The sequence below is a fragment of the Sphingopyxis indica genome (assembly GCF_900188185.1).
GTDB lineage: Bacteria > Pseudomonadota > Alphaproteobacteria > Sphingomonadales > Sphingomonadaceae > Sphingopyxis > Sphingopyxis indica.
Map to the genome: position 1 here is coordinate 1 of NZ_FZPA01000024.1, position 22486 is coordinate 22486.

General features: G+C 65.7%; 11 protein-coding genes. All 11 read right to left on the minus strand.

Features of this window, described 5'->3' with window-relative positions; translation table 11 throughout:
• Positions 1–125: 125 nt before the first annotated feature.
• A complete protein-coding gene (locus CHB69_RS19035; protein ID WP_089217504.1) occupies positions 126–755 on the minus strand; it encodes an OmpH family outer membrane protein in 630 nt (209 codons plus the stop codon).
• Positions 752–1597 (minus strand): SapC family protein, encoded by an 846-nt coding sequence (locus CHB69_RS19040; protein WP_089217505.1) that lies wholly within the window; start codon positions 1595–1597, stop codon positions 752–754. The genes CHB69_RS19035 and CHB69_RS19040 overlap by 4 nt, the downstream gene beginning before the upstream one ends.
• Before the next feature lie 58 nt (positions 1598–1655).
• A complete protein-coding gene (locus CHB69_RS19045; RefSeq protein ID WP_089217506.1) occupies positions 1656–14624 on the minus strand; it encodes a filamentous hemagglutinin family protein in 12969 nt (4322 codons plus the stop codon).
• Positions 14621–14770 carry a hypothetical protein gene (locus CHB69_RS20315; protein ID WP_170935646.1) on the minus strand — a complete coding sequence of 50 codons (150 nt, stop codon included), beginning with the start codon at positions 14768–14770 and terminating at the stop codon, positions 14621–14623. The genes CHB69_RS19045 and CHB69_RS20315 overlap by 4 nt, the downstream gene beginning before the upstream one ends.
• On the minus strand, positions 14767–15492 hold the full coding sequence (locus tag CHB69_RS19050) for a hypothetical protein (protein ID WP_089217507.1): 726 nt from the start codon (positions 15490–15492) through the stop codon (positions 14767–14769). Before CHB69_RS19050 ends, CHB69_RS20315 begins: the two co-directional genes overlap by 4 nt.
• Entirely contained in the window at positions 15492–17288 is a 1797-nt protein-coding gene (locus CHB69_RS19055; RefSeq protein ID WP_245836966.1) for a putative porin, read from the minus strand. Before CHB69_RS19055 ends, CHB69_RS19050 begins: the two co-directional genes overlap by 1 nt.
• A gap of 116 nt (positions 17289–17404) precedes the next feature.
• Positions 17405–18106: a TonB-dependent receptor gene (locus CHB69_RS19060; RefSeq protein WP_089217509.1), complete on the minus strand. Its 702-nt coding sequence runs from the start codon at positions 18104–18106 to the stop codon at positions 17405–17407.
• Between the two features lie 28 nt (positions 18107–18134).
• Positions 18135–18365: a hypothetical protein gene (locus CHB69_RS19065; RefSeq protein WP_089217510.1), complete on the minus strand. Its 231-nt coding sequence runs from the start codon at positions 18363–18365 to the stop codon at positions 18135–18137.
• A gap of 21 nt (positions 18366–18386) precedes the next feature.
• Complete coding sequence (locus CHB69_RS19070) at positions 18387–18806, minus strand: ExbD/TolR family protein (RefSeq protein WP_089217511.1); 420 nt, start codon at positions 18804–18806, stop codon at positions 18387–18389.
• 26 nt (positions 18807–18832) lie between these two features.
• A complete protein-coding gene (locus tag CHB69_RS19075; RefSeq protein WP_089217512.1) occupies positions 18833–20590 on the minus strand; it encodes a DUF2341 domain-containing protein in 1758 nt (585 codons plus the stop codon).
• Positions 20591–20592: 2 nt separating this feature from the next.
• Complete coding sequence (locus CHB69_RS19080; protein WP_089217513.1) at positions 20593–22107, minus strand: ShlB/FhaC/HecB family hemolysin secretion/activation protein; 1515 nt, start codon at positions 22105–22107, stop codon at positions 20593–20595.
• Between the last annotated feature and the right edge of the window lie 379 nt (positions 22108–22486).

A 22486-nucleotide genomic window follows, 5' to 3' on the forward strand; every position in this document is an offset into this window, starting at 1 on the left:
CGAGCCACTTCCCGGTGCAGCAGCCCGTAGAAATAGACGGCGACCAACGCCGTCAGCACCACGCCCAGGCCAAAGCCTGCCGCGATAAGGCCGATCGATCCGAGCATGGCGCATCGCTCCCGTCGTTATTGCCCATCGCCTGCTGGAGATGTCGCCGGCTGTTGCTGCGGAAGACGTTCGCGCTCGAAGGTGATGGTCTGAATGCGCGCATCGAGCAGGCGCACCACGTCAGCGGTGAGGTCGTTCGCAAAGTTGCCGCCAAGCGCCGAGTTGCGGTCGAACAGCAGGCCGCAGTTCTTTGCGCCATAGGCTTCGGCGATCACCGGCTGCGCTTCGTTTGCGATGCGCTCAAGCGCCTTGGCGCGGGTCGCCTCGATCTCGCGGCTGTTATGGGCCGCCTGTTGCTGAAGCGCCTGCCAGCGTTGCGCAAGTTGCTGGCGGCGCTGCTGGTTCTCGGCATTATCGGGCTGGCCTTCGAGCGTGCGCGCTTCCGCCTCAAGCGGCGTGCGCTGGGCGTCGATCTCGGCCTGGGCTGCCTGTGTCAGTTCTTGAAGCCGGGCGCTGGCAGCGCGGCCGACGGCCGCATTGGCAAAGATCGCCTCGCGCGAGAGCAGGCAGACGCCCGGCACGAGCGGACCGCCGAGCGACTGTGCTTGCGGCTGCTGGGTGGGCTGCGCATTGCCGCCGACCGTCTGCGCATGGACAGCGCCGGCGCTCAACAAGAGGGCTGCGGAAAGGGCGATACGGACAGTCATGCGGAAACCTTCTTTGATTTGGACGGGGTAGGAGCATCAGGCTCTGGCGCGGATGCCGCGTTGGCGACCGGATCGGTCGCAGTAGCAGGAGCCGGCGTCCTCGCCTGACGATTCAACAAGCTCTGGAAGCGCTCCAGAGAAGCCAGGTGGAAATGTACCAGCGCGAGCCATCCTCTGCCGTGCCACTCGGCAATCGTGCCGGCATCCAGCTTCGCGAACTTCTCCGCATCGACGACCTGGAAGCCTTCCAGCCCGAGCTTGCGCCCGTCCGGCAGGGTGGCGTCGGCGCGCCGATCGATCAGCAATCCTTGCGCTTTGAGCGCGTCCGCGAAGGCGCGCGTGGCGTTCGCTTCGGCCCGGAAAGCGTCACAGAACGCAAGCGCCTGCTTGGTCAGCTCCGCCGGTTTGCCGTCCTCAAACAGCCGTATCCCTTCATCACCTTCCTTCACGACGCGATCGGAAGCCGCGTCGATGGCCAGAGCGAAGCCATCCGGATTGGTCGTGGCGATGAAGCCGAACGGATAACGCCGCACATAGGCAGGGACATAGCTGTCGAGCGCCCAGCGGCCGTCCTCGACAAACAGATTGCGGCGTTCGAGACCGAGCACGGCGATCGGCTGTGCATCGCCGGCAGCGAAGACGACCGGGTAACAGCGCGCCGCCGCCGCAAGCTCGCCGACAACGATGGGAACATAGGGCGCCTCGGCGGCGAAGCCCGCATCGCCGTCTTTCAGGCGCCAGTCGGCGTGAACTTTCGAGGAAAGCGGTTGGGGATCGCGGTAGAAGAGCGGCAAGCGCGAAGGTTCCGCTTGGCTCGCCTCGGGCGTGGTTTGGGAGGCCATGTAATACTCCGTAGGGAAAGGATGCGAGGGGCGGCGGTGGTGCCGCCCCTCACGCGTGTTATTCGCCGAAACCCAGGAACCGGACGTTAAGGATCGTCGGAATCTCGGTCCGGGTTTGCGGCCGCGAACGCTCCGCAAGATCGGCCGCCTGCGCGGCCACCGCCGTGGAGGCGCTGGAGGCCGCCGTCAGGGCGCCGGTATTGACCACCACAGCCGTCGGAATACCGGCGGCTTCGCCCTGTACCTGGATATTGGCGGCGTTCAGCACCTGAAGCGCGGCCAGGTTGATGTTACCCGACACGCGAATGCCCGCCTCGCCCGCGTCGATCGTGCCGAGCGGCGCGATCAGGTCGATATCGCCCGGCGGCACTTCGGCGATAGGATTGAGGGTACCGATGCCCGCACCCGAGGACGGTACTTGCGGTGAAAGGCGCACATTGCCGTAGTTATCGTAAGTGCGCAGCGGCGGCGTGTAGAGCACCGTCGTCTTGGCGCCCCGGCCGGCGTTGATGTCGCCTTCCTCGGACCAGGCGAAGATGTCGCCGCCAAAGGTCGTGAGAATGCGCGACAGGCCCAGCAGCAGGGATTGCTCGCTGAACAGGCGGATGTCGCCCGCGCCTTGAGTGATGACGCCGGCGCTGGCTGGCGGGACTTCGCCTTGGACGCCGAGGACGATCTGGCCGCCCGGCGCCATCATCTCGATATCGCCGCCAAAGTTCGTCCGAACGCCCGAACCGCCGAACATGATGATGTCGCCGACGCGCTCGATAGCGGCGCCATCGCCGTCCTCGTCGGGGAACAGGGTCGCGATCATCTCGCGCCCGCGTAGGTAGGAGCCGAACCGGCCGCTGTCGGGATTGTTGTACTCGCGGCCGCCCTCGCGCGTTTCCGCGTAGTAGATGTCCCGCAGGAAGATGCGCTGATGCTCCGGCGCCAGGGCGTCGAAATAGGCCAGGGCATCTTCGCTCGAACCCGAGAAGCCATAGCGGCCTTCGAGCCAGTCGCCGAGTTCCTCGGTATAGACCTTCGCCGCCATGCCCGGCTGATCGGCCAACGGCCGTTCCGGGTCGGCGAGGTTGGCCGGATCGAGATAGCGCATGCGCACCGCCTCCCAATCCACACCGTTCGCCATGCCGGCCATCATCGCGACGGAGGCGCCCGGGCGATCGTCGCCCGCCAGCGCCGCACCATGCGAGGTCACGTGCGACACGTCGTTCATGATGATGGATTCGCCGGCCGACAGCTCCAACTGGCCCGGCCCGGCAATATGGAAGCTGCTAGTCAAGATGCTGCCGCCGGCGGACACGCGCGACACGTCCGTTTCGTGGCTGTGCACGAACAGGCCGCCTACCGCGGGGCCGCTGTAGCGCGCCGCGAAGTCAAAAGTATCCGGCAAACTATATGTCGTTCCGACCGGCGAACCGACATTGATGATATCGCCGCCCGCCAACATCCATGTCGGCGCTGCTCCGAGGTACCATTTCAAACCTACCGCGGCGCTTTCGATAAGTTCACCGACCCGCAGATCGATAATGTCGCCGCCAGCATAGATTCGCGTCGGCGCAGCATCGGCGTCACGGATGAGGCCAGCCGTCGGCGGCCCGAAGGCGAACAGGCTGCGGTTCCGGCTGACCAGCCAGGGTGCATAGACGTTCCGCGCATTCGCCAGCGGCGAAGCGTTGAATTCGGAATAGCCAACGAAGGCAGGATTGAACGGCGTGGCCAGCACATCTCTGCTCGCTGAGGTTTGGGCAACCACATACTCGCCGCCATAAATCGAACCGCCGGTCAACATCTCGAAACGGCTCGTCGCCGAGGGCGCCAGCCAGATACCATAGCGACGCGCAGCATCATAATTGTGCCCAAAGCCCTGAAGAGCACCGCCCATGTAGATGTTGCCGCTCGGCGCCAGGATCGAAAGATTGGCGGGCATCATGAAACGTCCCCCGTCCGGCGAATAATTCCGGTTCAATTCCATCGGACCCGTATTGCGCACTTCCACAATCTGCGCGCCAGGAACGAGGTCGCCCCCGGCGGAGAACAGATTGATCGCGCTATTGTCCGTCCAGAGCGTGAACCATGTTTCGCCGGCCCGATGAAACGCGCCGTTGATAGCGAACGCCTGTTCGTTCTGCTGCGTGGTGCGCCCCGGATCGCCCACACCGCTCAGGACCATGTCGCTCAAGGTCGAAAGCGACATGACGCTGTCCCCGGGCATCAGCACCAGGCCCGGCCTTGGATCCACCACTGTGCTGTCAAAGGGATTCCGGTGGAACCAATCGACGTTTGAAGCATCGGCGCCACCATAGATGCGCTCGATGCCGCCCATCGCTTGCGCCGTGATGTCGCTACGCCCCCGAAGATTGACCACAAGCCCCGCCAGATCCAGCGCGCTGGTGGTCCTGGCCATTTCCATCAGCGCATGGCCGGGGTTGAGAACCCCGCCGATTCGCATGTCCAAATCGCCGCCGCCGGTCAGAGTGAGGTCGCCGTCGGTCGAAACGCGCCCGGTGGAGCCGACGACGGCGATAATCCCTTCGCCCCTTGCCCGCCCGCGAGGGAAATTCTTGCCCGACGTCATTATCCCGGCATCGCCGGCGACATCGATCGACAAATCCCCACCGCCTAACGTGCCAAAGCCGGTGAAGCCGACGAGATAGGGATTGGCGTCGGTGGCATTGCGCTCCTCGGTTGGATAGATGCCGCCGCTGAAGCGGTTCAAGATGTCGCTGCCGCGAATATAGGTTCCAAAATTGATCCACCAGGCGCTCTCAATGGGATCGACGCCCGAGGTGTCGCCGCTTCCTTGACGCCATAGCCAGTTGGAAACGTTAGCGGTCGATCCGGCACGGCGCTGCGCATTGTCACCGGAGCCTGATTTCGGCGTCGTCACCACCGAACCTGTGAGGCTTCCTCCGGCGCGTATCATCAAGTTGCCACCCAGATCGGGATACCATGCGTGATAGGTGCTTTGCGTGGCGCCATCGACGATGTGCTCGTACTCGACCACACCGCTTTCGTTGAGTACCGATTGCCCCGGCACGGCGCGTGGCCGGTCGAATGCGTCGGCTTCGGCTGTGCTCAGCACCTGCTGCACGCCAGCCGTGTAGACCCCGTAAAGTGATTCCATCGACAGGCTGCGTCCGGCCAGAAGATCTAGATCACCGGTTCCGGTGCGCAGCACGCTGAAATTGAGGCCAGAATATACACGACCGACAAGTTCCGGCTCTCCACCCACCGCATCGGGATCACCAATGGTGACGCACCACTCTGGAATTGCGGCGCAGATTCCAAGAAATGCAGGATCGACTAGCGTCCATGGTGCGCCAATCAGACTTTCCTCGGTGTTGTAGGTGCCAGCTTCCAATTCCAAGCACATTCCGGCAACACGGCACAGGTTTAGCCGATTTTCCGGAACCTCGGTATATGCTGGGTTGCCAAGGCGATTGCCGGGCGCCCACACCGCAACGGTCGCAGCTGCCACTTCATACATGTTCGCAAATTGAAGGTGCTGATCGGCGATCGTGAGATTGCCGTGAACGCTGGCAGGCAGGATCGCTCGCGTATCCGCGGCCTCCAAATCGGCGCCAGCGACGATGCGCATGGACCATGACTGTGAGCCTGCGGGGAGCATGGAGGCGACGGCCCAGTTCGCGCCCTGCCGACCATCTGTTTCCGGACGCAACGGGATTTCGTCCATGCCGTCGGGCAGAATCAGATTGGCCTCTCCAGGGATCATGGCGCCCACCGGCAGGGTGACGTCACCGGCTAGCGTGAACGCTGCCAGACTTGCACCGGTGGTCCCGGCCCGCCGAGCGGGCAGCGGCACGCCCGCGGGCCAGGTCAGCGCGGCAAAGTTGGTGTTCTGCATAACCGTGAACCCCGCGCCCAGCACCGATCCTGATTGCAGAACGAGATCTTCGATGAGCAGCGTGCCAGCGGCATGAACCACGCCATTATGGTCGGTCACGTCGGCGCGCAGCACGACGCTTGCGGGCAGGGTCAGCGATTGCGTGAGTGTTGCATCCACCGGCAGCGTCGTGCCCTGCAACATGGTGAAGGCGCTGATCGGCAGATCGTAGTTCAGCGCCTGGCCCGCCGGGAAGGTCGTGCCGGCCTTCAGCACCACGCCGCCGCGCGGCACGATCAGGTTCTGGCCATAGGCGTTGACGCCCGGCAGCAGCACCCAACCATTGTCGTCGGGCGTCTCGGGTGGCGGCGCGAACCCGTCATTGATACTGCCATAGATGTCGAGATCGCCGCCGGCGCGAATGGTCAGCGCCCCCACTTCGCCCGAGCCGTAGACGCTGGTCAGCTGGAAGTTGGGATTGACGCTGTCATAGCGATGATCGGACAAGTCCAGGTCACCGCTGACGATCATATCGCCATCCGCCGTCGCGCTGACGATCTCCACGCCCGGCCGCAGGTGGAAGGCGTCGCGATAGGCCGCGTTGTTCAGCCCCGCGAGCTTGCCGTCCATCAACGAGGCATTGTCCAGCGCCGCGTCGATGAAGGCCGTGCTCTCGGCATGTTTGGCGTCGAGATAGGCTTGGTCGATCACCTGATAGGGCCGCCCGCTCGCTGCCGGATCGGAACCATAAGCGGCATCGTCATAGCGCTGCACCGCATTGACCGCGATCGAACGCGCGCCCTCAATGGTGAGGCTGCCGCTGGCGTCGATGGCGATATCGCCACCGGTGGCGCCGCCCAGGCGCGGCGCGTTCAGCTCCAGCGTCCCGCGCATCGCACCATCATGCTGGCCAGGTTCGCTGCCGGCAGCGGCCGACGTACCGTGGCGCAGGTCGATCCGGGCGCCCGAGGCCAGCGTCAGAAGGCCATCGCCCGAACTCAGCTCCACGATCGCCCGGTTGGGGCTGTCGATGATCTTGCCGTAGCTGTCGACGCGCAGCGTCTCGCCATGGGCGTCCAGCACCGCGGTCCCGGCAAGGTTCAGGCCATCTCGCGCCGCAAGCCGGATAGTGCCCACCTCCGCGCCGCTGGCGTCGATCGTACCCGTCACCGTGAGATGGCCACCGTCGAGCGAGACGTTGACCACGCCCGCTTGCACTTCGCTGCCGATCGTCAGGTCGCCCTGCTTGAGCTGGAACGCGCGGCCACCGGAGACGCCGCCTTCGTTCAGTCGCTCGTTGAGCGCCGCGAACTGCGCGGACAGCGCGCCGCCGCCGAGCGACTGCGCGCGCAGTTCGATGGAGCCGCCGCGATAGGGCACCATCGTGCCGCCTGCATTATGCTCGCCGCTGGCCGAGCCGAGGATCGCCCCTTGGAGATCGACCACGCCGGCCGTGGAGGCAAGCGCGGCCGCGGTCAGGCGGCCGGCGTGATTGTTCTGCGCCGAAAGGTCGATCACCGAGCCCGCGGACTGGCGGATGTCGCCTTCCCGGCTCTCAAGTATGACATCGCCGCCCCAGCTGTGCCGTTCCACATCCTCGAAGGCGATCGTCCGCCCGGCGAGATCGAGCTGCGCCGCATCGGTAAGGTCGATGTCGCCCGTTGCGTTCAGCTCCAGCCGCCCGCTGGGCAAGGCTATGGCCGTGTCGACCAGGATGCTCTCGGCCCCGAAGCGATAGGACGCGCCAAGCCCGGCCTCAATTTCCGCTGCGCCGGGCTCCAGGCCCGCCGCCGTCAGCGCCAGCGCTCCGCCGGCGCGGATATCGGCGACGGCGCCATCGCGCCCCGCGATCAGCGGCGTCTCGACGCGCAGGTTGCCGCCTTCGTAGGTCATGCCGTCAGTGGCTGAATAGCCGGCCTGCCGCTCGTAGACGGCAAGCGTGCTGCTGTTGTTGGCGAGCAGCGCATCGTTCGCCCGCAAGGTCACATCGGCAAATCCGAGGATCAGGCGGTCATCCGTATCGATGCCGCTCGGCCGGCCCTTGGGATCATAGCCCAGTTCGATAATGTCCGCCGACAGCAGCAGCGTGCCCGAGCCTCGGCCGGGACCACCTTGCCCGGCCGCGCCGACCGCGATCGGCGCATCGCCCTGCATTCCGCTCCACACCAGATGCCCGGTTTCGATGGAGACGCTGCTGTCCGCGCTGCCGGCGCCGAAGATGGCGGGGCTGCGCAAGATCAGCATATCCAGCGTCGAGTTGCCTTGCGCGTCGAGCGTGCTCAGGGACACGTCGCCGAAGAAGTTGAGCCCCTCCTGCGCGCTGAGCGTGAACGCCTCGATTGCCGGTGCACCGACGCTCTCGTCCCCTGTCAGCAGCCTGTCTAGCACCGTCTGGTTGAAGGCGAAGCCCGCCGGCAGCACGCCGCCCGCCGAAGCGGCGGCGAGCGCACCGTCATCGCCGATATTGATCGCTCGCATCGCGAGCGACAAATGCCGCCCGCCAAGCCGCGCGCTGTCGTCGATCCGCAGATCCTGCTCGGTCGAAAACGCAATCGTACCTTCGGTGTAGATGCTCGCATGACTAGTCGATGCCCCTTGGCCCCCGACATCAATCGGCGCGCTGCTGGCTCCGGCGCCCGCACTGCCATAGAGGACGTCATGCTCGCCGTTAGACGCGATCAATGCCCCGTTATAAACCTCCAGCACATATCCGCTTCTGGTGTCGAGGGACACGTCCCCCTGTCCAATCGTATTGATCGATGCGCCGCGCTCAACGACCAGGCTGTTCGAGGAATCTCCGAATGACGGCCGGGACCCGCCCAGAATGACTTCCGCAGCGGAAAGCACCGCGCCGCTACGCAAGACGGTATTTCCGCTTCCGCTGACCCGCAAAACGCCCGGTTGATTCAAAATGGTCGTCATGCCGGCGTTGACCATCAGACGCTCGGCATTTTCGCCGAGGCGATTGAGATCGCCGACACGAACGCTCACGCCCTCGAAGCTCTCGCTGGCAGCAGCGTCATCGGCGACGATCTCCAAGCCTGAGTTTGTGGGAGACGAGCCAACGGCAACATTGGCGCCAAAACCGCCCTCTGCGTGTTCAGCATGGAGCGTTCCGTCGAAGCGAAGGGCAAACCCTTCCGCCAACCCGCTCTGAACCAAACTGATGCTCAAGGACTTCGCATCTTCAATGATCGCGCCACGCGGCATTCCGTTGCGGGCGGCATCCGCCAGCACAAACGCGGAATGGGTGGTTTCGTCATACTGCGCGTGGGTGCGCAAGTTTTCGGCTGAACTGATTATCGCTTGCCGGGCCAGAGTGTCCTGCAAACCCGTTTCTGCGATACCGAGGCGGGCCGCCACTGACCATATGCCGCTGTCGAGAGCGACCGCACCCGCCAGCAGCGCGGATGGCTCACTTCCCAGTTCGACACGGAATGCGCCGGGCTGAAGCGCAAAGGTCGATGGCAGCAACGTATATCTGCCTGCGGGAAGGCCAGGCACGCCGTCCGGGATGGAGATCGTTTGGCCGATCATCGGGTCCCCGGCGCCGGCGTCCGGCGATACCGGAGCATAGCTGCCCTGATAGTCCGGCAGAATCGCGTAGACTGTGTTGCCGCTGTCGCTAAATCCGAATCCCGGATTGAGGTCTGCCAGCGGATGCAGCCTCGGATCGATGGAACCTCCTCGTCCGCTGATGAAACCGGCGCCGGTCAGCTCCCCGCCACCCGACAGGTCGATCAGCGCGCCGTCACGCACATCCACGGATTCGCTGGACAGAACGAGCTGGGAACCGAGGATCAACTGCGGCAAGGACATCTCTTCGCCGGCATAAGTCCATGAGAGTCCGTCAGTCGTCCCGCCATAGGGCATCGACAGGCCTTTGGCCGATACCGAGGTGACGCTTCCCGGACGGAATGTGATCTGCTCGGTCACGGGACTGTAGTTGGAGCCAAGGCGCAGTGTACCCATTGGCGCCCTGAGGACGCCGGCCTGCTCGATGCGAGGGGCGACGAGTTCCAGAGAGCCGAACACGGAATGAGGCAGATCAGGTATGCCCGCGCCTTCCGGCTGACGGATCGAAAGCAGACGATCAGTGCGGGGTTGCCCACTGACGCTATACCCTGCGGTGACCACAGCGTCTGCGCCCGCTGCCGGATAGATCTGCGACGCGACGAGCGTGAGATCGCCCGAAGTCTTGAGATCGGTCCTCGGCGTCGTCCCGGTCGCCTGCAGAAAACGGATATCACCCGAACTGACAAGATCGACGCTGTCAAAGCCGCGCCAATCGTAGCTCCTCTGCCCCGTGGTCGTACGGGTATTGGAGAACGGCGTTCTGGACGCACCGAACTGCACGGCATTGCGGACATCGAGGAAACCCGCGGATACGGAGAATATGCCTGTGGGGTCCTGTTGCGATGCCGGAATGGCGGTGCCGAGTGTCGGAACAATCGATCCGGTTCCGGTTGGCGAAGCAGGAGGTTCCCCGACTCCAGCCAAGCGAACATAGGGCGCGGTGACAGTTACCTTGGCGTCGTCGGGCGCCCCTTCCGCCAAGGCGAGGACGGGGCTGTAGAGGTGAATGCTCTGCGCCATTTCGAGCGAAGTTTCGCCGGCAAAGGTCATCACGCCCTCGCTCAGCAGGCTCAACCTACTGAAGCCGCCAGTTTCAATGTTGGCGGGAGAGATATGCGCCGTAGCGAAGGAGAAGCGGTCGGTATCGGCGTACGGGGCGTCGCCGCCGATCCGGAGATCGCGCACATTGAAGAACTCGGGATCCAGTGCACCAATTCCCGTAAGTCCGTAGATCGGTACGCCAAGGGCAATCGCGAGGCGCCCGCCACTGCTGCCTCCGCCACCCGATTCAGCAATCAGCGTGCCATCAAGGATCACGCCGCTATCAGAGACTGCCGATATGCTGCCACCGTGGGATGAGACAGTCTGATCGCCGCGTCGCGCGACATTGAGCAGTCCCTGCGCGCCGGAGGCATTTAGGCGCGCGCCTTCGTGAACGACCGCAAATGCACTGCCATTGACGAGGTAAGAAATGTCTCCCGTAGCCTCATCAATGTCACCGCCCAGGCGGATAGAGCCCCCATCCAGCACGAAGCCGCGCAGGCGTCCGTCACGATCCGTTTCGGAGAACGCGAGGCCGGAAACGTCGAGCACGGCGTTATGGCCGACCTCGACCGCCAGTTGGTCCCAAGTGGCGGGGCGCTGCTGCAGGCGGGTGCCGGCATTGCCGGCAATGTCGATCCGGCCGCCTTGCGCGGTCAGCCGGCCTTCTACGCGTACATTGGCACCCTGAAGCGAGATCGCCTGACCGGGGTCGACCGAAATCGAGGCGGCATCCGCCACGATAACATCCGCCATCACGGCATTCGCGGCAGAGGTGCCGGGCACCCCTTGTGCAGTCAACGCCAGGCTGGCGCCGCCGCGCCGTACGACATTGGAACTTGCCGGATCGACATAGGCCACAGGCGGCAGCCATTCTTCGAGCATGATGCCCTTGTCCCGGCCGGGTAGCGGCCGATAGACCGGCATCGTTACCGAGACATCGGCTCCGCCATTGACCAGAACACCACCGGAACTGTTGATGGAATAATTCGAGAAGCCAGAAGAAAAGAGCACCGGATCGATCGCGATGGTAGAAGCCACCGCGATGTCGCGTGGGACAGTCATGCCGGCTGGGATGAATGTTCCTGCATGTCCGACAATTTGCCCCCCCGCAGCATCGAGCATCCGCTGGGTTATTGCGGTGCCCGCTGCGACGCCGCGGGAATAATTCTCCACAGGCAAGCCGTCAGGAAACACGTCGGCAGGGACTATGAAGCCCGCATTCGCGATCGATGTGATGGCGCCTCGGTTCGTTAACGGTGTTCCTGCCGGAATGGTATCGCCTGCCCGGTACGTCACACCACCCAGGGTCACCCTAAACGCGATGGTGCTGCCATAAGACCCATCCGCGAGATACCAATCGGCTTGGGTAATGATCGGGTCGGCAGCAGTGGCGCGCAAGAACACTGTTCCGGTCGCGGCTTCCCCCGGCATCAGCATATCGCTTTGGTATGTGAAGTCGAACGGCGCGACCTCACCGAGGCCGAGGACGAGATCTTCGGCGAGGCGCAAGCCGATCGGCGCTTCTTCGCCGGCGCGCAAGACGCCATCGGGGAGGATTTCGTCGCCAATCACAACGCTGCTGGCCGCGGCAAGGCGCAGCGTACCGCCGCCCTCAACGCCGACCGAACGCACCGTCCCGTCAAGGATGAGATCACCCGCGCCTCCACCGAACGATCCCCCGCCGAACCCCGTCTCGAGCGTGACATCGCCGCCGCGTCCCCCGACGAAGGACCCGTCCACCAGGCGCGCCGCGCCCGACGAGGCGTCGATCACCGCCCCTTCATTGTGAGAGATCCCGCCGGTTGTGCGGATGCTGACATTGCCGCCGTCGAGATAGGCCAGTCCGCTCAGGCTCCGGTCGCCTGAGGCAAAATCGCTGGTCAGGCCGCGAACGTCCAGCGTCACGCCCTCCGAAATATCGACTTGAGGCGTGATGCCCGCCGGGATGGTCTGGGCGCGGTCCTGAATGACCCATTCGCCACCCTGAAGAAGAGCGGTGGAGGCCACATTGCCGAGATTGATCGATCCCGCGCGCGCGGTAAGATCGCCGCCGATCTTTACCTGCGGGCCGTAAAACTGGATGGCGCCGCCGGACGTGACCGCGATATCGGCGTGTGCGGTGATCTGTTCACGCGCCGCGATGCGCAGCTCGCCCAGCTCTGCCCGGCTGAGCCAATCGCCGTCCAGAACGATATGCCCGGCCTCGACCGGCTGCTCGTGCGCACCTTCGCCGTCACCATGACCGATCGTCACCGTGTCGGCGACGGCGTTGAAGATGGTTCCCCAGGTCCCCTCGCCAATGAAGCGATTGCGATAGTCCCCCAGGATCAGGGACGCGCCGCGTGCGACGGTGTGCTGGCCAAGGCGATAACCATCGATGACATCGTCCGGACGGGCGTTGGTCTGGCGCTCACCATTGATCACTTCCGAGAGGATGTCGGCGTTCATCACGACGCTCGGCGCCGACAGGATCAAGCGGCCGGCATCACGGCCGACGGTGTAGCCCTCTTCCCAGCGCATGGAATTCCCGCGCGAGAAGAGGGGGTCGGAGTAGACCTCCATGTACATGTCGCCCCAGCGGTCATGGCGACGGATGAACGCATTGCCGACCGCGACCATCTTCATGTGAGCGGGGGCGTTACGGATGTCGTACATGCGTCCGTCCGCTCCCATCACACGGGTCGAGCGGACATAGCCGGAGCGATAATCGAGACTTCCGCCGGACAGGTCGAACACCGCGCCTTGCTCGGCTACAACTTCACTGGCCGCGAGCGTGATCGTGCCGCCGACCGCAGCCCATTCGCCGATGCCATGCTCCATATTGGCGAGGTAGCCTCCTACCTCGAGCAGACCCCCCGGAGTATACCAGCGATCGCCTTCATAGCCACCGGTGCCGTCAGGCAGCAGGATCAGATCGCGGACATCCACCCAGACATCCTGGCTCTTGAGATAGTCCTCGTCGCGATTGGCGGGGCTGTCACGCAGTTCGTTGCCCTGGATGTTCACTCGAATCGAGTTGTCCTCCATGTCGAGCGCAACGCCCATGACGCCCGAGACGTCGATGCGCGCATCGTCCTCGACGGTGATGCGGCCGTTGTTCGCCTGCACCGCGACCTGTCCACCCTGGGCGCTGGTCTGTGAGCCGCCCTCGAACAGGACATCGCCGCCGGTGACGATCTCGATGCGCGACTGGTCGAGCCGGTCGTCGAGAAGCGAGCGGTCATCAAATCCGCCAGTCGTGGTCGTCTGGCGATTGCTGTTGGCAAGGGTGGATTCGGCAAGCAGCGCCTCGCGCTGACCGTTGAGCGCGGTGTCCTCGCTGTCGAGCTCCGGCAGGATGATGGTGAGGCTGTCCTCGCCCAGCGTTACCGATCCTTCGCTATCGCTCGCGGAGTTGAGCAGGTGGATCGTGCCGCGCTGGTGGACGCCGGTGGTCGAGACCATGACGCCGTCCTGGCGGATGGTACGGCCGGCAAGCGTGATGTCGCCCTGGGCGGCCTCGATCAAGCCGGCGTTGACGACCGTGCCGCTTGTCGACCCCTCGTCGATCAGGCCCCGGACTTCATTGCCGCGCGTGGTCGAGGAAGTGTTTTCTTCGGTGCCATAGCCGCGCCTGATGATGAAATCGTCGCCAGCCGACAGAGCGGTCTGACCGCGGGGTGTGGTGATCGTGCCCTCGTTGCGGACCTCAGTGCCCATGAGCAGCACATAACCGCCTCCGGATGTCACCGATTCCGGTGTGTTGGTGGTGATCTGCGCGCCCGCCTCAACTGTCACGGCGCCGCCGGCATTGCTGAAGCTCGGCACGTAGTTCGCGCCGGTCTGCTCCGAGTAGATCCCCCGTTCGAGGAACTGGGGGTCAGTGATGTTGGCGGTTGATGCGACGAGGTTGCGGACGTTGATCTGCGAGGCGCCGCCGAAGATGATGCCGTTCTGATTGATGATGTAGACCGAGCCGTCGGCTTTGATGGAGCCGAGGATCTGCGAGGGATCCGTGCTGTCGCCGATGACGCGGTTGAGCGCGACCCAATCGGCGCCGCCCTGATTGAACACCAGGTCCGTCTCGCGCCCGACATTGAAGCTGTCCCAGGTCAGGATCGCGCGCTGCTGCGTCTGGTCGATCGCGACATTGGTGCGGCCGTTCTCGCCCTGGCTCTGTACCGGCCCATTGGCGCCGACCCACAGGCTCGGGTCCAGCTCGACCCCGTTCGCCACCTGCAAGCCGCCCTGGCCGAGCCCGTTGGGCACGGTGGACTGCACATGGCGCGCGGCATTGCGCGCGGCGATCTGGGCGTCGTTCATCGCCTGGCGCGTCTCGGCGGCGCGGCGGAACGCCTGGATGGCGCGCTGCGTGGCGCTGTTGGTCTCGTTGGCGCGCGTCGCCTGCTCCTGCGCGGCGCGGGCGGCCGCCGCCGTGGGATCGCCGCCGCCGCGCCCGCCGAACACGCGGCCGCCGCCCGAGCGGTCCTGCGCCTGCGCGACGCCGGTCAGGAGCATGGCGCCGATGGAGGCGCCGATCAGGAGCCGGGTGCGGAAGGATTGCGGGTTGGCGGTCATGGCTGTTGCTCCATCATCATGGCGACCGGCAGCGCCGGCGCAGTCTGTTCGGGTTGAATGGCGGCGTCGTGACGCGCCGCCTCTGTCGGGAAGCCGGGCGCGGGGCGCGGGGCCTCCGCACCGGGCAGGAATCTTCTTCGGGTCATGGCGTGCCCCCGCGCGGCGGCGGCACGGGCCGGTTGGGGCGCTGCGGATGCACCGAATGCCCGAGCGTATTGCCCATGCGCAGCCGGGTGGCGGTCTGGTTGGCGACCCCGGTCTGGATGTCAGGCGAGCCCGCGCCGATCACCGGCGTCTCGATCGCCGAACGGGTCTGCGCCTGCGCGGTCTCGGCGGCGGCCTGAAGGCGATCGGTCGCGCATTCGAGATGCCCGGCGCGGTGGCCGGCGATGTCGACCGTGACGCAGGGGCCGGGCGGCGGTCCGCCGATCCGCGTGGCGGGCGCAGATGTGACCGGCCCAGCCTCGACCGTGACGGGCGGCAGGACGATATCGGGTTCGCGGGCGTCTGACGTTTCGCCGGCAACCTGCGAGCGCGCCGGCGCGCCGACCAGCAGCAGGGCGGCGGCAAGCCCGGCAGCGATGGCGGCGAACAGGCCGTCGCGGACGCGCGAAGGGAGTTCACGCGCGCCCGCGACGACGGCCGGTCGCTCCCTGCCAGCGGGAGCATGATCGGATCGCCCGGAAAGGGGTGACCGGGACCGATCCGTTCCAGCGCCGGCCTGCTGGAACCGAAGAGGCTGCGCGACGCGCCTGGTCACCCGACTCCGCCCCGCGTGGACGACAGGGGGAGCCGGGTGTTCATGGCGGCCGGCCTCGCTGAGGGAACGAAGCCGGGCCGACAGGATCAGGAGCGTCGCGGTCGACATCAGAACCGCGTCATCAGGTCGACGAACAGGCGATCGACGCTGAACGGGGCGCCGGCGATCTCCTCGGCCGACAGCCAGCGCGCGCCGAAGATGGTGTTGCGGCCGATCGCGTAATTGCCGCCGATCGTCCAGCCGCGGTTGTTGGTGCCGCCGATATGCATGTCGCTATCGGCGAACGCGTCGATGACGGCGTCGGATTCGAGGTGGCGGTAGCCGATGAAGGCGTTCCAGTCGCCGCGCACGGCCTGCCAGTCGCCCTGGCCGTTGAGGTTGAGCACCGAGCCGAGCGTCAGGCGCGCCGACCAGCCGATGTCGCCGCCGTCATAGGGGCCGTCCTGAAGGATGGTCTTGCCGGGATTTTCCGGATCGGGAATGCGGAGCGACGGGCCGAGATTGTTGACCGCGCGCGCGGCGACCACGCTGCGGTCGAAGCCGAGATTCTTGACGAAATCGCCTTCGAGCCGGACCCCGAACCGATCCGACGGGCGATAGTCGACGGCGCCGCGGATGTTGAGCATCCGGAAGTCCGACGCCAGCCCAAAATACTGGTTCTCCGGGCTCTGCGGCACGTTGAGCGGATCGGGGATGACGTCGCGGATCGGGAACATGGTGTTGCCGAACTGCTGGAAGGCCGGACGCGTCGCGTCGGTCGAGCAGACGACCTCGTAGTAGTAGCAGGGCGCGGAGACCTGGCCCTCGACATTGTCGTAATGGAAATAGCCGCCAGCGAGCCGGACGCTGACCTCTTCGGTGGCCCTGAACTCGAACCCGGCCTGGGCCGCGAACAGATAGCGGTCCTGGCTCTTGTACGGCCCGCGAATGCCCGGATAGGTGTCTTCGCCTTCCTCGGGCGCGGTCGGCGCGTTGCGCGAGCCGAAGTTGAGATCGGTGTTGAACACGGGGAAGGCGCCTGCTGTCCCGAAGACCGAGAAGCGCTCGCTCACCGGCGCATTGGCACTCACCGCCACGCCGTCGAAGTTCATGTCGTTGTCGTAGACGAGATCGCTGGTCCAGAACGGATTGGCGAAGCGGCCGAAGTCGAGCGCGACGCCTTCCATCGGGGTCAGGCGCAGCGAGGCGCGGTCGAGCCAGATATGATATTTGCCGGTGCCGTGAGCGCCCAGCGTCTGGTTGGTCGAGACCGGGCCATTGTCCGCGCCGGTCGCGAGGCGGATATCGGCCGAGATCCAGTCGTCGATCTGCGCGCGTACGCCGAGGCGGGCGCGGACGCGGAAGCGCTGGCGGTCCTCGAGCGAGTTGAGGAAGGGCGGCGAGATATAGCCCGGCGTCTGATCGTTGATGTTCTGCGGATCGCCGGCGTTGATCGCGCCGTAATTGGCGAAGATGTCGGCATTGCCGTCATCGTAGAACCGGCCTTCGCCGCGCATCCGCACATCGCCGTAGAGCTGGATGCGGCGGGTCCATTCGGGCGTCTCGCCGGGGCGCGACCAGCCTTCGGCCTGCGCCTGGCTGCCGAGTTCAGCCAGCAGCTCCTCCTTGATCTGTTCGCGCACGACGGGCGAGACATAGGTGACGGTCTGGGTGCCGTCGGCGGCGACGCCGGGCTGCGGCAGCGGCGGGCGCTGCGCCTGCTCGGGCGCCGGGTTCGCGGCGGCCTCGGCGCGGAGCTGGGCTGCCTCCTCGGCGGTGACCAGGCCGCGCTGGACCATGAGGTCGAGGAGCCGGCCCGCATCGAGGTCCTGGGCGAGCGCGGGGCTGGCCGTGAGGGCGACGCCGGCGGCGCAGGCCATCAGCGCGGCCTTGAGCCGATAAGCGGGTTTAGGCAGGCTGTTCATGATGTTCCCCTTCGGAAATGTGGTCGCCGGGTGCTGCGCGGACATGCGTCAGGCTCCCGGCGTTGTTGGTAAGGTCGCTTCGCTCACGCTCCGCACGCTCTTGTGGGTCACGTCGCTCATGCTCCGCTCCGGGCGTTGAGTTCGATCCGCATCACCGGCAGGCCGGCGGGCGGACGCTGTGAGAGCTGGAGGCCGGTCAGCACCTCGCGCAGCCGGGCATTGCGGCGATCGTCGCCGCCGCCGATCACGCGCACATTGGTGATGCGGCCATCCGGTCCGACCGTGACCGCGAGCTGGACGCTATAGCGGCCACGTGACAGTTCCCGGTCGCCTTGCGCGGCCGCCCGGATGCCGTTCAGCGCGACATTGGCGTAGGCCGCGAACGCATCGCCGCCGCCGGGACGTCCGCCGATCCGCGTGCCCGAGCCGTCCCCGCTCTGGAGGCCGTAATTGCTGGGTCCTGCGCCCTCGCGGGCGGTGAGCGCATTGTCGCCCTGGACGGGATCGTTGCTCGCATCCGGCGGTGGCGGGGTGTCCATCGGCTGCTCGATCGGCGGGGCGATCGTCGGTTCGGGCGGCTGCTCGACCACTTCCGGCTCGGGCGGCGACGGGAGAGGCGGCGGCGGCAGGATCACCGTCGTCGTCTTCATCTCGTTGGGACGATCGCTGACGGTCTGCTTGCCCATGAAGGCATAGCCGATCACCAGCACCAGCCCGACGCCCACCACCGCGAGGATCCGGCCGAAGGTGAACGGCGAGGGCTTGCGGCGGCGCGAACCGCTCGGCCCACCCGGCGGCATCAATGTCGCAGCCGCCATCACGCACCCCCGCCGGCGTTGAGCCGCGTCATGGGGAAGCGGGCTGATCGGCGCCCGGCAGATCGGGCGGCGTCCAGGCCGCGGCGGGCACACTGCGCAGCAGCAGAGCAATCGCGCCGACGAGCAGGAGCAGCATCACCACGAATAGCCACCCCCTCGAGGCACGCTGCCACCAGGGTTTGCGGTAGCTGGCGCGCGATATGCGGATCACCGGCCTGCGGTCGCGCTTGCGGTCGAGCCATCGGCGTAAGGAGAGCATGGATCATATCCTCCTCCCGGCTCACTGTCCGCCGCCCGGAGGCCGGGTGGACGCCATGCCGAGGCTGGGCACGCCGACCTTCGAGCACAGGTCGAGCACCTGCATGACCTTGTCGTACTGGACGGCGCGGTCGCCGCGCAGGATGACCGCAAGGTCCGGCGTGGTGGCGATCGACGAACGGAGCTGGGATTCCAGTTCGGCCATCGACACAGGAATCGCGTCGATCGACACGGTGCCGTCATTGCTGACCGCGATCACCCGGCTCTTCTGCGCTTCGAGCGTCTTGGCCGAGGAGGCGGACGGCAGGTCCACCTTGATCCCCTGGACCGCCGCCGTCGTCATCAGGATGAAGATGATCAGCAGCACCAGCACCACGTCGACGAACGGGGTGATGTTGATCTCGTTATAGGGCTTCTTGCCCCCACCGACCTGCATGGCCATGGCCTGATCTCCTTACGTTTGGGGGGTCAGGCCGCCTGGGCGGGGATGGGAGCTGGCGCAGGCGCGGGCGCATCCTGCCAGATTTCGGCGATGCGCTTTTCCAGCTCGTCCACGAAGATGTCGTGGTCGGCGGTGATCTCCTCGATGCGGCTGAGCAGATAGTTGTAGCCGAACAGCGCCGGGATCGCGACCGCGAGGCCGGCAACCGTCGCCAGCAGCGCGGCCGCAATACCCGGCGCGATGGCGTTGATGTTGACCTCGCCAGCCGCAGCGACGGAGGCGAACGTGATCATGACGCCGAGCACCGTGCCGAGCAGGCCGATGAACGGGCCGCCCGAGATGGCGATGGTCAGCAGCACCAGTCGCGCGTTGAGCTTCTGGCCCTCGCGGACTCGGCCTGCGTCGAGCGCCGAGCGGATCGCAGCGATCGACTGGCTGCGGATCGCGAACCGGCTGCCGGTAGCGCGCCCTTCCTTGAGGCGCTCGGTCAGTTCGCGCCGGCCGATGGCGTAGAGCCGGCCCAGGGTGGAGTCGGCGGCTTCAGCCCCCGGATCGAACCCCGGCAGGCCGTCATGGTCGCCCGCCCGGCGGGAGATCTGGCCATAGGCGTCGAGGAAGGCGTCATTGGCGCGGCGTACGCGGCCGATGAGCAGGCCCTTGCTGATCATGATCGCGATGGCGACCAGCAGCATGAAGGCGCAGATGATGATGACGATCCAGGCGTCGAGCGTCAGCGCCGAAAACAGGATGCCAAAGTGATTGTGGCCGCCGCCGCTCTCGACCTGCTGCGCGGTGTCGGTCGTGACCAGGCGCGAAGTCTGGCCCTCGCTGGCGGCGGCAAGCTGGAATGCAGCCTGCGGCAGCGCCGCACCCGCGACACGGAACTCATCGATCTCACCAGTGAAGCCCTGACCCAGTACAGGCGTGCCGGTCGCGGCCGCCAGCGCACCAGTCACTTCGCCGGCAGGCTGGCCATTGATGTAAAGGATGCTTCTCGCGCCGTCATTGACCAGCGCCACATTGGTCCAGCTATCGGCGGCGAGAGCAGCACCGGCAGAACGGTTGCCGCTCTGGTCGATGAACAGCTGCCCGCCTTCTGCGACCAGGCTCACCGAACCGGGCAGGCTGAACACCGTGCCGTCGCCACCCGGCTTGACCCAGAAGCTGACACTCAGCGGCCCGCTGGTGAAAGCGGACGCGGGCAGCGTGACCGGGGCGGTGCCGTCGAGGACGAGGCTCTGTCCGATCAGGCCGCCCGCGTTCCGGGTTTCACCACCACTGGCGTTGGCGCCGTTGGCGGTCGCGTCCCGAGGGGCTCCCTCGTTATTGAAATGATAGACCAGGCGGAAATCCGGGCCGAAGGTGCCCGCAATATCCTGCTGCGCCTCGGCAGCCTCATTGCCGTAGTATGCGAAGATGGCGCTCGCCTGACCGGGCTGCAGGCCCTGCACATCGACCCAGACCAGCGCCTGTTCCTCCTGCGGACTCCACTTTTCGATGTGGAACTTGAGCGGCGTGCGATCGTCGCCCGCGACAAAGCGCAGGTCCGAGCCGTCCGGTTTCACATCCTTGAAGCTGAAATTGCCGCTATGCAGCCGCACCAGCACCGGCGCGCGCGCGACTTCGCCGGTGATGCCGGCGGCGTCGACATTGAGGTTGATTTTCGTGCGATAGGCATAGTCCGCTTCCCACCAGGCATGAGCCGGCGAGGCGAAGGCGGTAAGGGCGGCAAGCGCGACCGCACCGGCGACCGCACCCTTTTTGAGACGTGTGACAAGCGACATGATTAGAATTCCCCCCAGATGCGGAAGCGAGCGAAGAAATCACCGGAGCGGCTCTCCGAGCCGTTCACGAGCGGGACACCGAGATCGACGGCGCCGTTGAGGTAGCGAAAGAGCTTGATGCGGCCGCCGAGACCCACGCTCGACATCCCGAAATCATCGTCCTGGCCGTCCAGCGGATCGTGGATCGCGCCGATGCCGGAATCGAGGAAGGCGTGCAGGCGCAGTTCGTTGACCGGGCCGCCGATACGCGGACCGAAATCAGGCGAGCGCAGCTCGGTCTGGATCGCCACGCCATAATCGGCGATCTGCTCGGTCTCGAAATAGCCGCGCACGCTCGACATGCCGCCGAGGCTGAAGCCTTCGTTGGAGATCAGCGGATCGGCCGACCATTGGCCGGTGAGCCGCGAATAGAACTGCAAGCCCGCGAACACGTCTTCGGTGTGGCTGGCGTCGATCTTGAAGGTGACGAAACTCGGCCGTGCATTGTAGCGCTTGGCGTCGAAATTGACCCAGCCGTCGCCAAGCCCGCGAATGCCGAACACGGTCGAGAGCGTGAGGTCGCTGCGGCTGCGCTCGCGCGACCAGTCGCCGCGCCAGCTTGCCGTGATCGGGAAATACTCGATCGGCGCCGAGGCGCGATCGGAGCCCAGGATTACATCCTCGTCGAAATCCTTCCAGTCGATCCCGACGGTCAGCGAGTGATAGAAGCCGTCCGACGAACCCAGCGAGCGGATGAAGCGCAGGCCCGCCATATTGCCGCGGCCGATGACGCTGGTGCCGCCGACCACCGCGATGTCGCTGTCCGAATGGACGCCATAGAGCATGAGCTGCGTGCCCGTGCCGAGCCGGGTCAGCCAGTTGGCCGAGAACACCGTGCCGTCGTCGGTGCGGCGCGGGGCGGTCTGCGCCGAGACCGACAGCGAGTCCCCGCGGCCCCAAAGATTATCGTAGCGCAGGCTCGCCGAGGACCTGAGGTCCGAGGTCGCGGCCGAGCTGAAATTGTTGAGTTCGACGGAGCCGTGCCAGGGCGAGCTTTCCTCGACCGTCAGCACCACGTCGAGCGTGCCCGGCGCGACGCCCGCCCGAAGCTCCGGGGTGACGCGCCGGGTAGGATTGCTGTTGAGCGCCACCACATCGCGCTGGAACTCGGGCAGGTTAGGCGTGGTCCCCGGCGCCACCGAAGGCGCCTGTGCCCGTACCGCATCGGCCGCGCGCGTGTCGCCTTCGACCAGCAATTGCCCAACCGTTTGCGGCTGCACCTGCAAGTGCAGCACGCCGCCCTCCACCGACTGCTCGGGAATGAACACCGACACCGCTACATAGCCCGCGTCCTCGAACGCCTTTTGAAGCGCCGCGCGCGCCGCCTCCACATCGGCCTCGGTCCGACCCGGACCCATATGCGGATAGATCGCCCGCTCGACCGTCTCCGCCGGCAGGATCGTGTTGCCCCGCACCTGAAAGGCAAGGATGTCGAAGCGGGCAGTCTCGGCGGGCGCTGCTCCACCGGCGTCCGTCATGTCCTGAGCCGGTATTGGCGTCCCGTCCTGAGCGAAGGCCGGGACGGCGGCCAGACTGATGACAAGGGCAAGCACGGCATGGCTCGGCGCCCGCCGCAACTGATCTTTCTCGAACCTCAAAACCTTCACCCCCTGCCGACGGCGCCGTCCCGGCGAAGAGCCGGACGGCGATCGGTCGCTGACTTCGCGAAGCTGGCGTCGATGCAGAATCATGCTGCATCGCAGCGCCAGTTGTCGGCAGGGTCTTAGGTACAGGCCGGAAGGACTCTCAAGGACAAATATGCATCGCGATGCGTTTCGTCTCAATCAGTCCGCTTAGTATGTAAGTTGTGTTACAGGTCTCATTGATCTAATCGTGACATATAAAGACATTGCGAAT

What these genes read in the sequence shown, in the direction of transcription:
- CHB69_RS19035 (WP_089217504.1), bottom strand. Translation starts at nt 755, where the DNA reads ATGACTGTCCGTATCGCCCTTTCCGCAGCCCTCTTGTTGAGCGCCGGC.
- CHB69_RS19040 (WP_089217505.1), bottom strand. Translation starts at nt 1,597, where the DNA reads ATGGCCTCCCAAACCACGCCCGAGGCGAGCCAAGCGGAACCTTCGCGC.
- CHB69_RS19045 (WP_089217506.1), bottom strand. Translation starts at nt 14,624, where the DNA reads ATGACCGCCAACCCGCAATCCTTCCGCACCCGGCTCCTGATCGGCGCC.
- CHB69_RS20315 (WP_170935646.1), bottom strand. Translation starts at nt 14,770, where the DNA reads ATGACCCGAAGAAGATTCCTGCCCGGTGCGGAGGCCCCGCGCCCCGCG.
- CHB69_RS19050 (WP_089217507.1), bottom strand. Translation starts at nt 15,492, where the DNA reads ATGTCGACCGCGACGCTCCTGATCCTGTCGGCCCGGCTTCGTTCCCTC.
- CHB69_RS19055 (WP_245836966.1), bottom strand. Translation starts at nt 17,288, where the DNA reads ATGAACAGCCTGCCTAAACCCGCTTATCGGCTCAAGGCCGCGCTGATG.
- CHB69_RS19060 (WP_089217509.1), bottom strand. Translation starts at nt 18,106, where the DNA reads ATGGCGGCTGCGACATTGATGCCGCCGGGTGGGCCGAGCGGTTCGCGC.
- CHB69_RS19065 (WP_089217510.1), bottom strand. Translation starts at nt 18,365, where the DNA reads ATGCTCTCCTTACGCCGATGGCTCGACCGCAAGCGCGACCGCAGGCCG.
- CHB69_RS19070 (WP_089217511.1), bottom strand. Translation starts at nt 18,806, where the DNA reads ATGGCCATGCAGGTCGGTGGGGGCAAGAAGCCCTATAACGAGATCAAC.
- CHB69_RS19075 (WP_089217512.1), bottom strand. Translation starts at nt 20,590, where the DNA reads ATGTCGCTTGTCACACGTCTCAAAAAGGGTGCGGTCGCCGGTGCGGTC.
- CHB69_RS19080 (WP_089217513.1), bottom strand. Translation starts at nt 22,107, where the DNA reads ATGACGGACGCCGGTGGAGCAGCGCCCGCCGAGACTGCCCGCTTCGAC.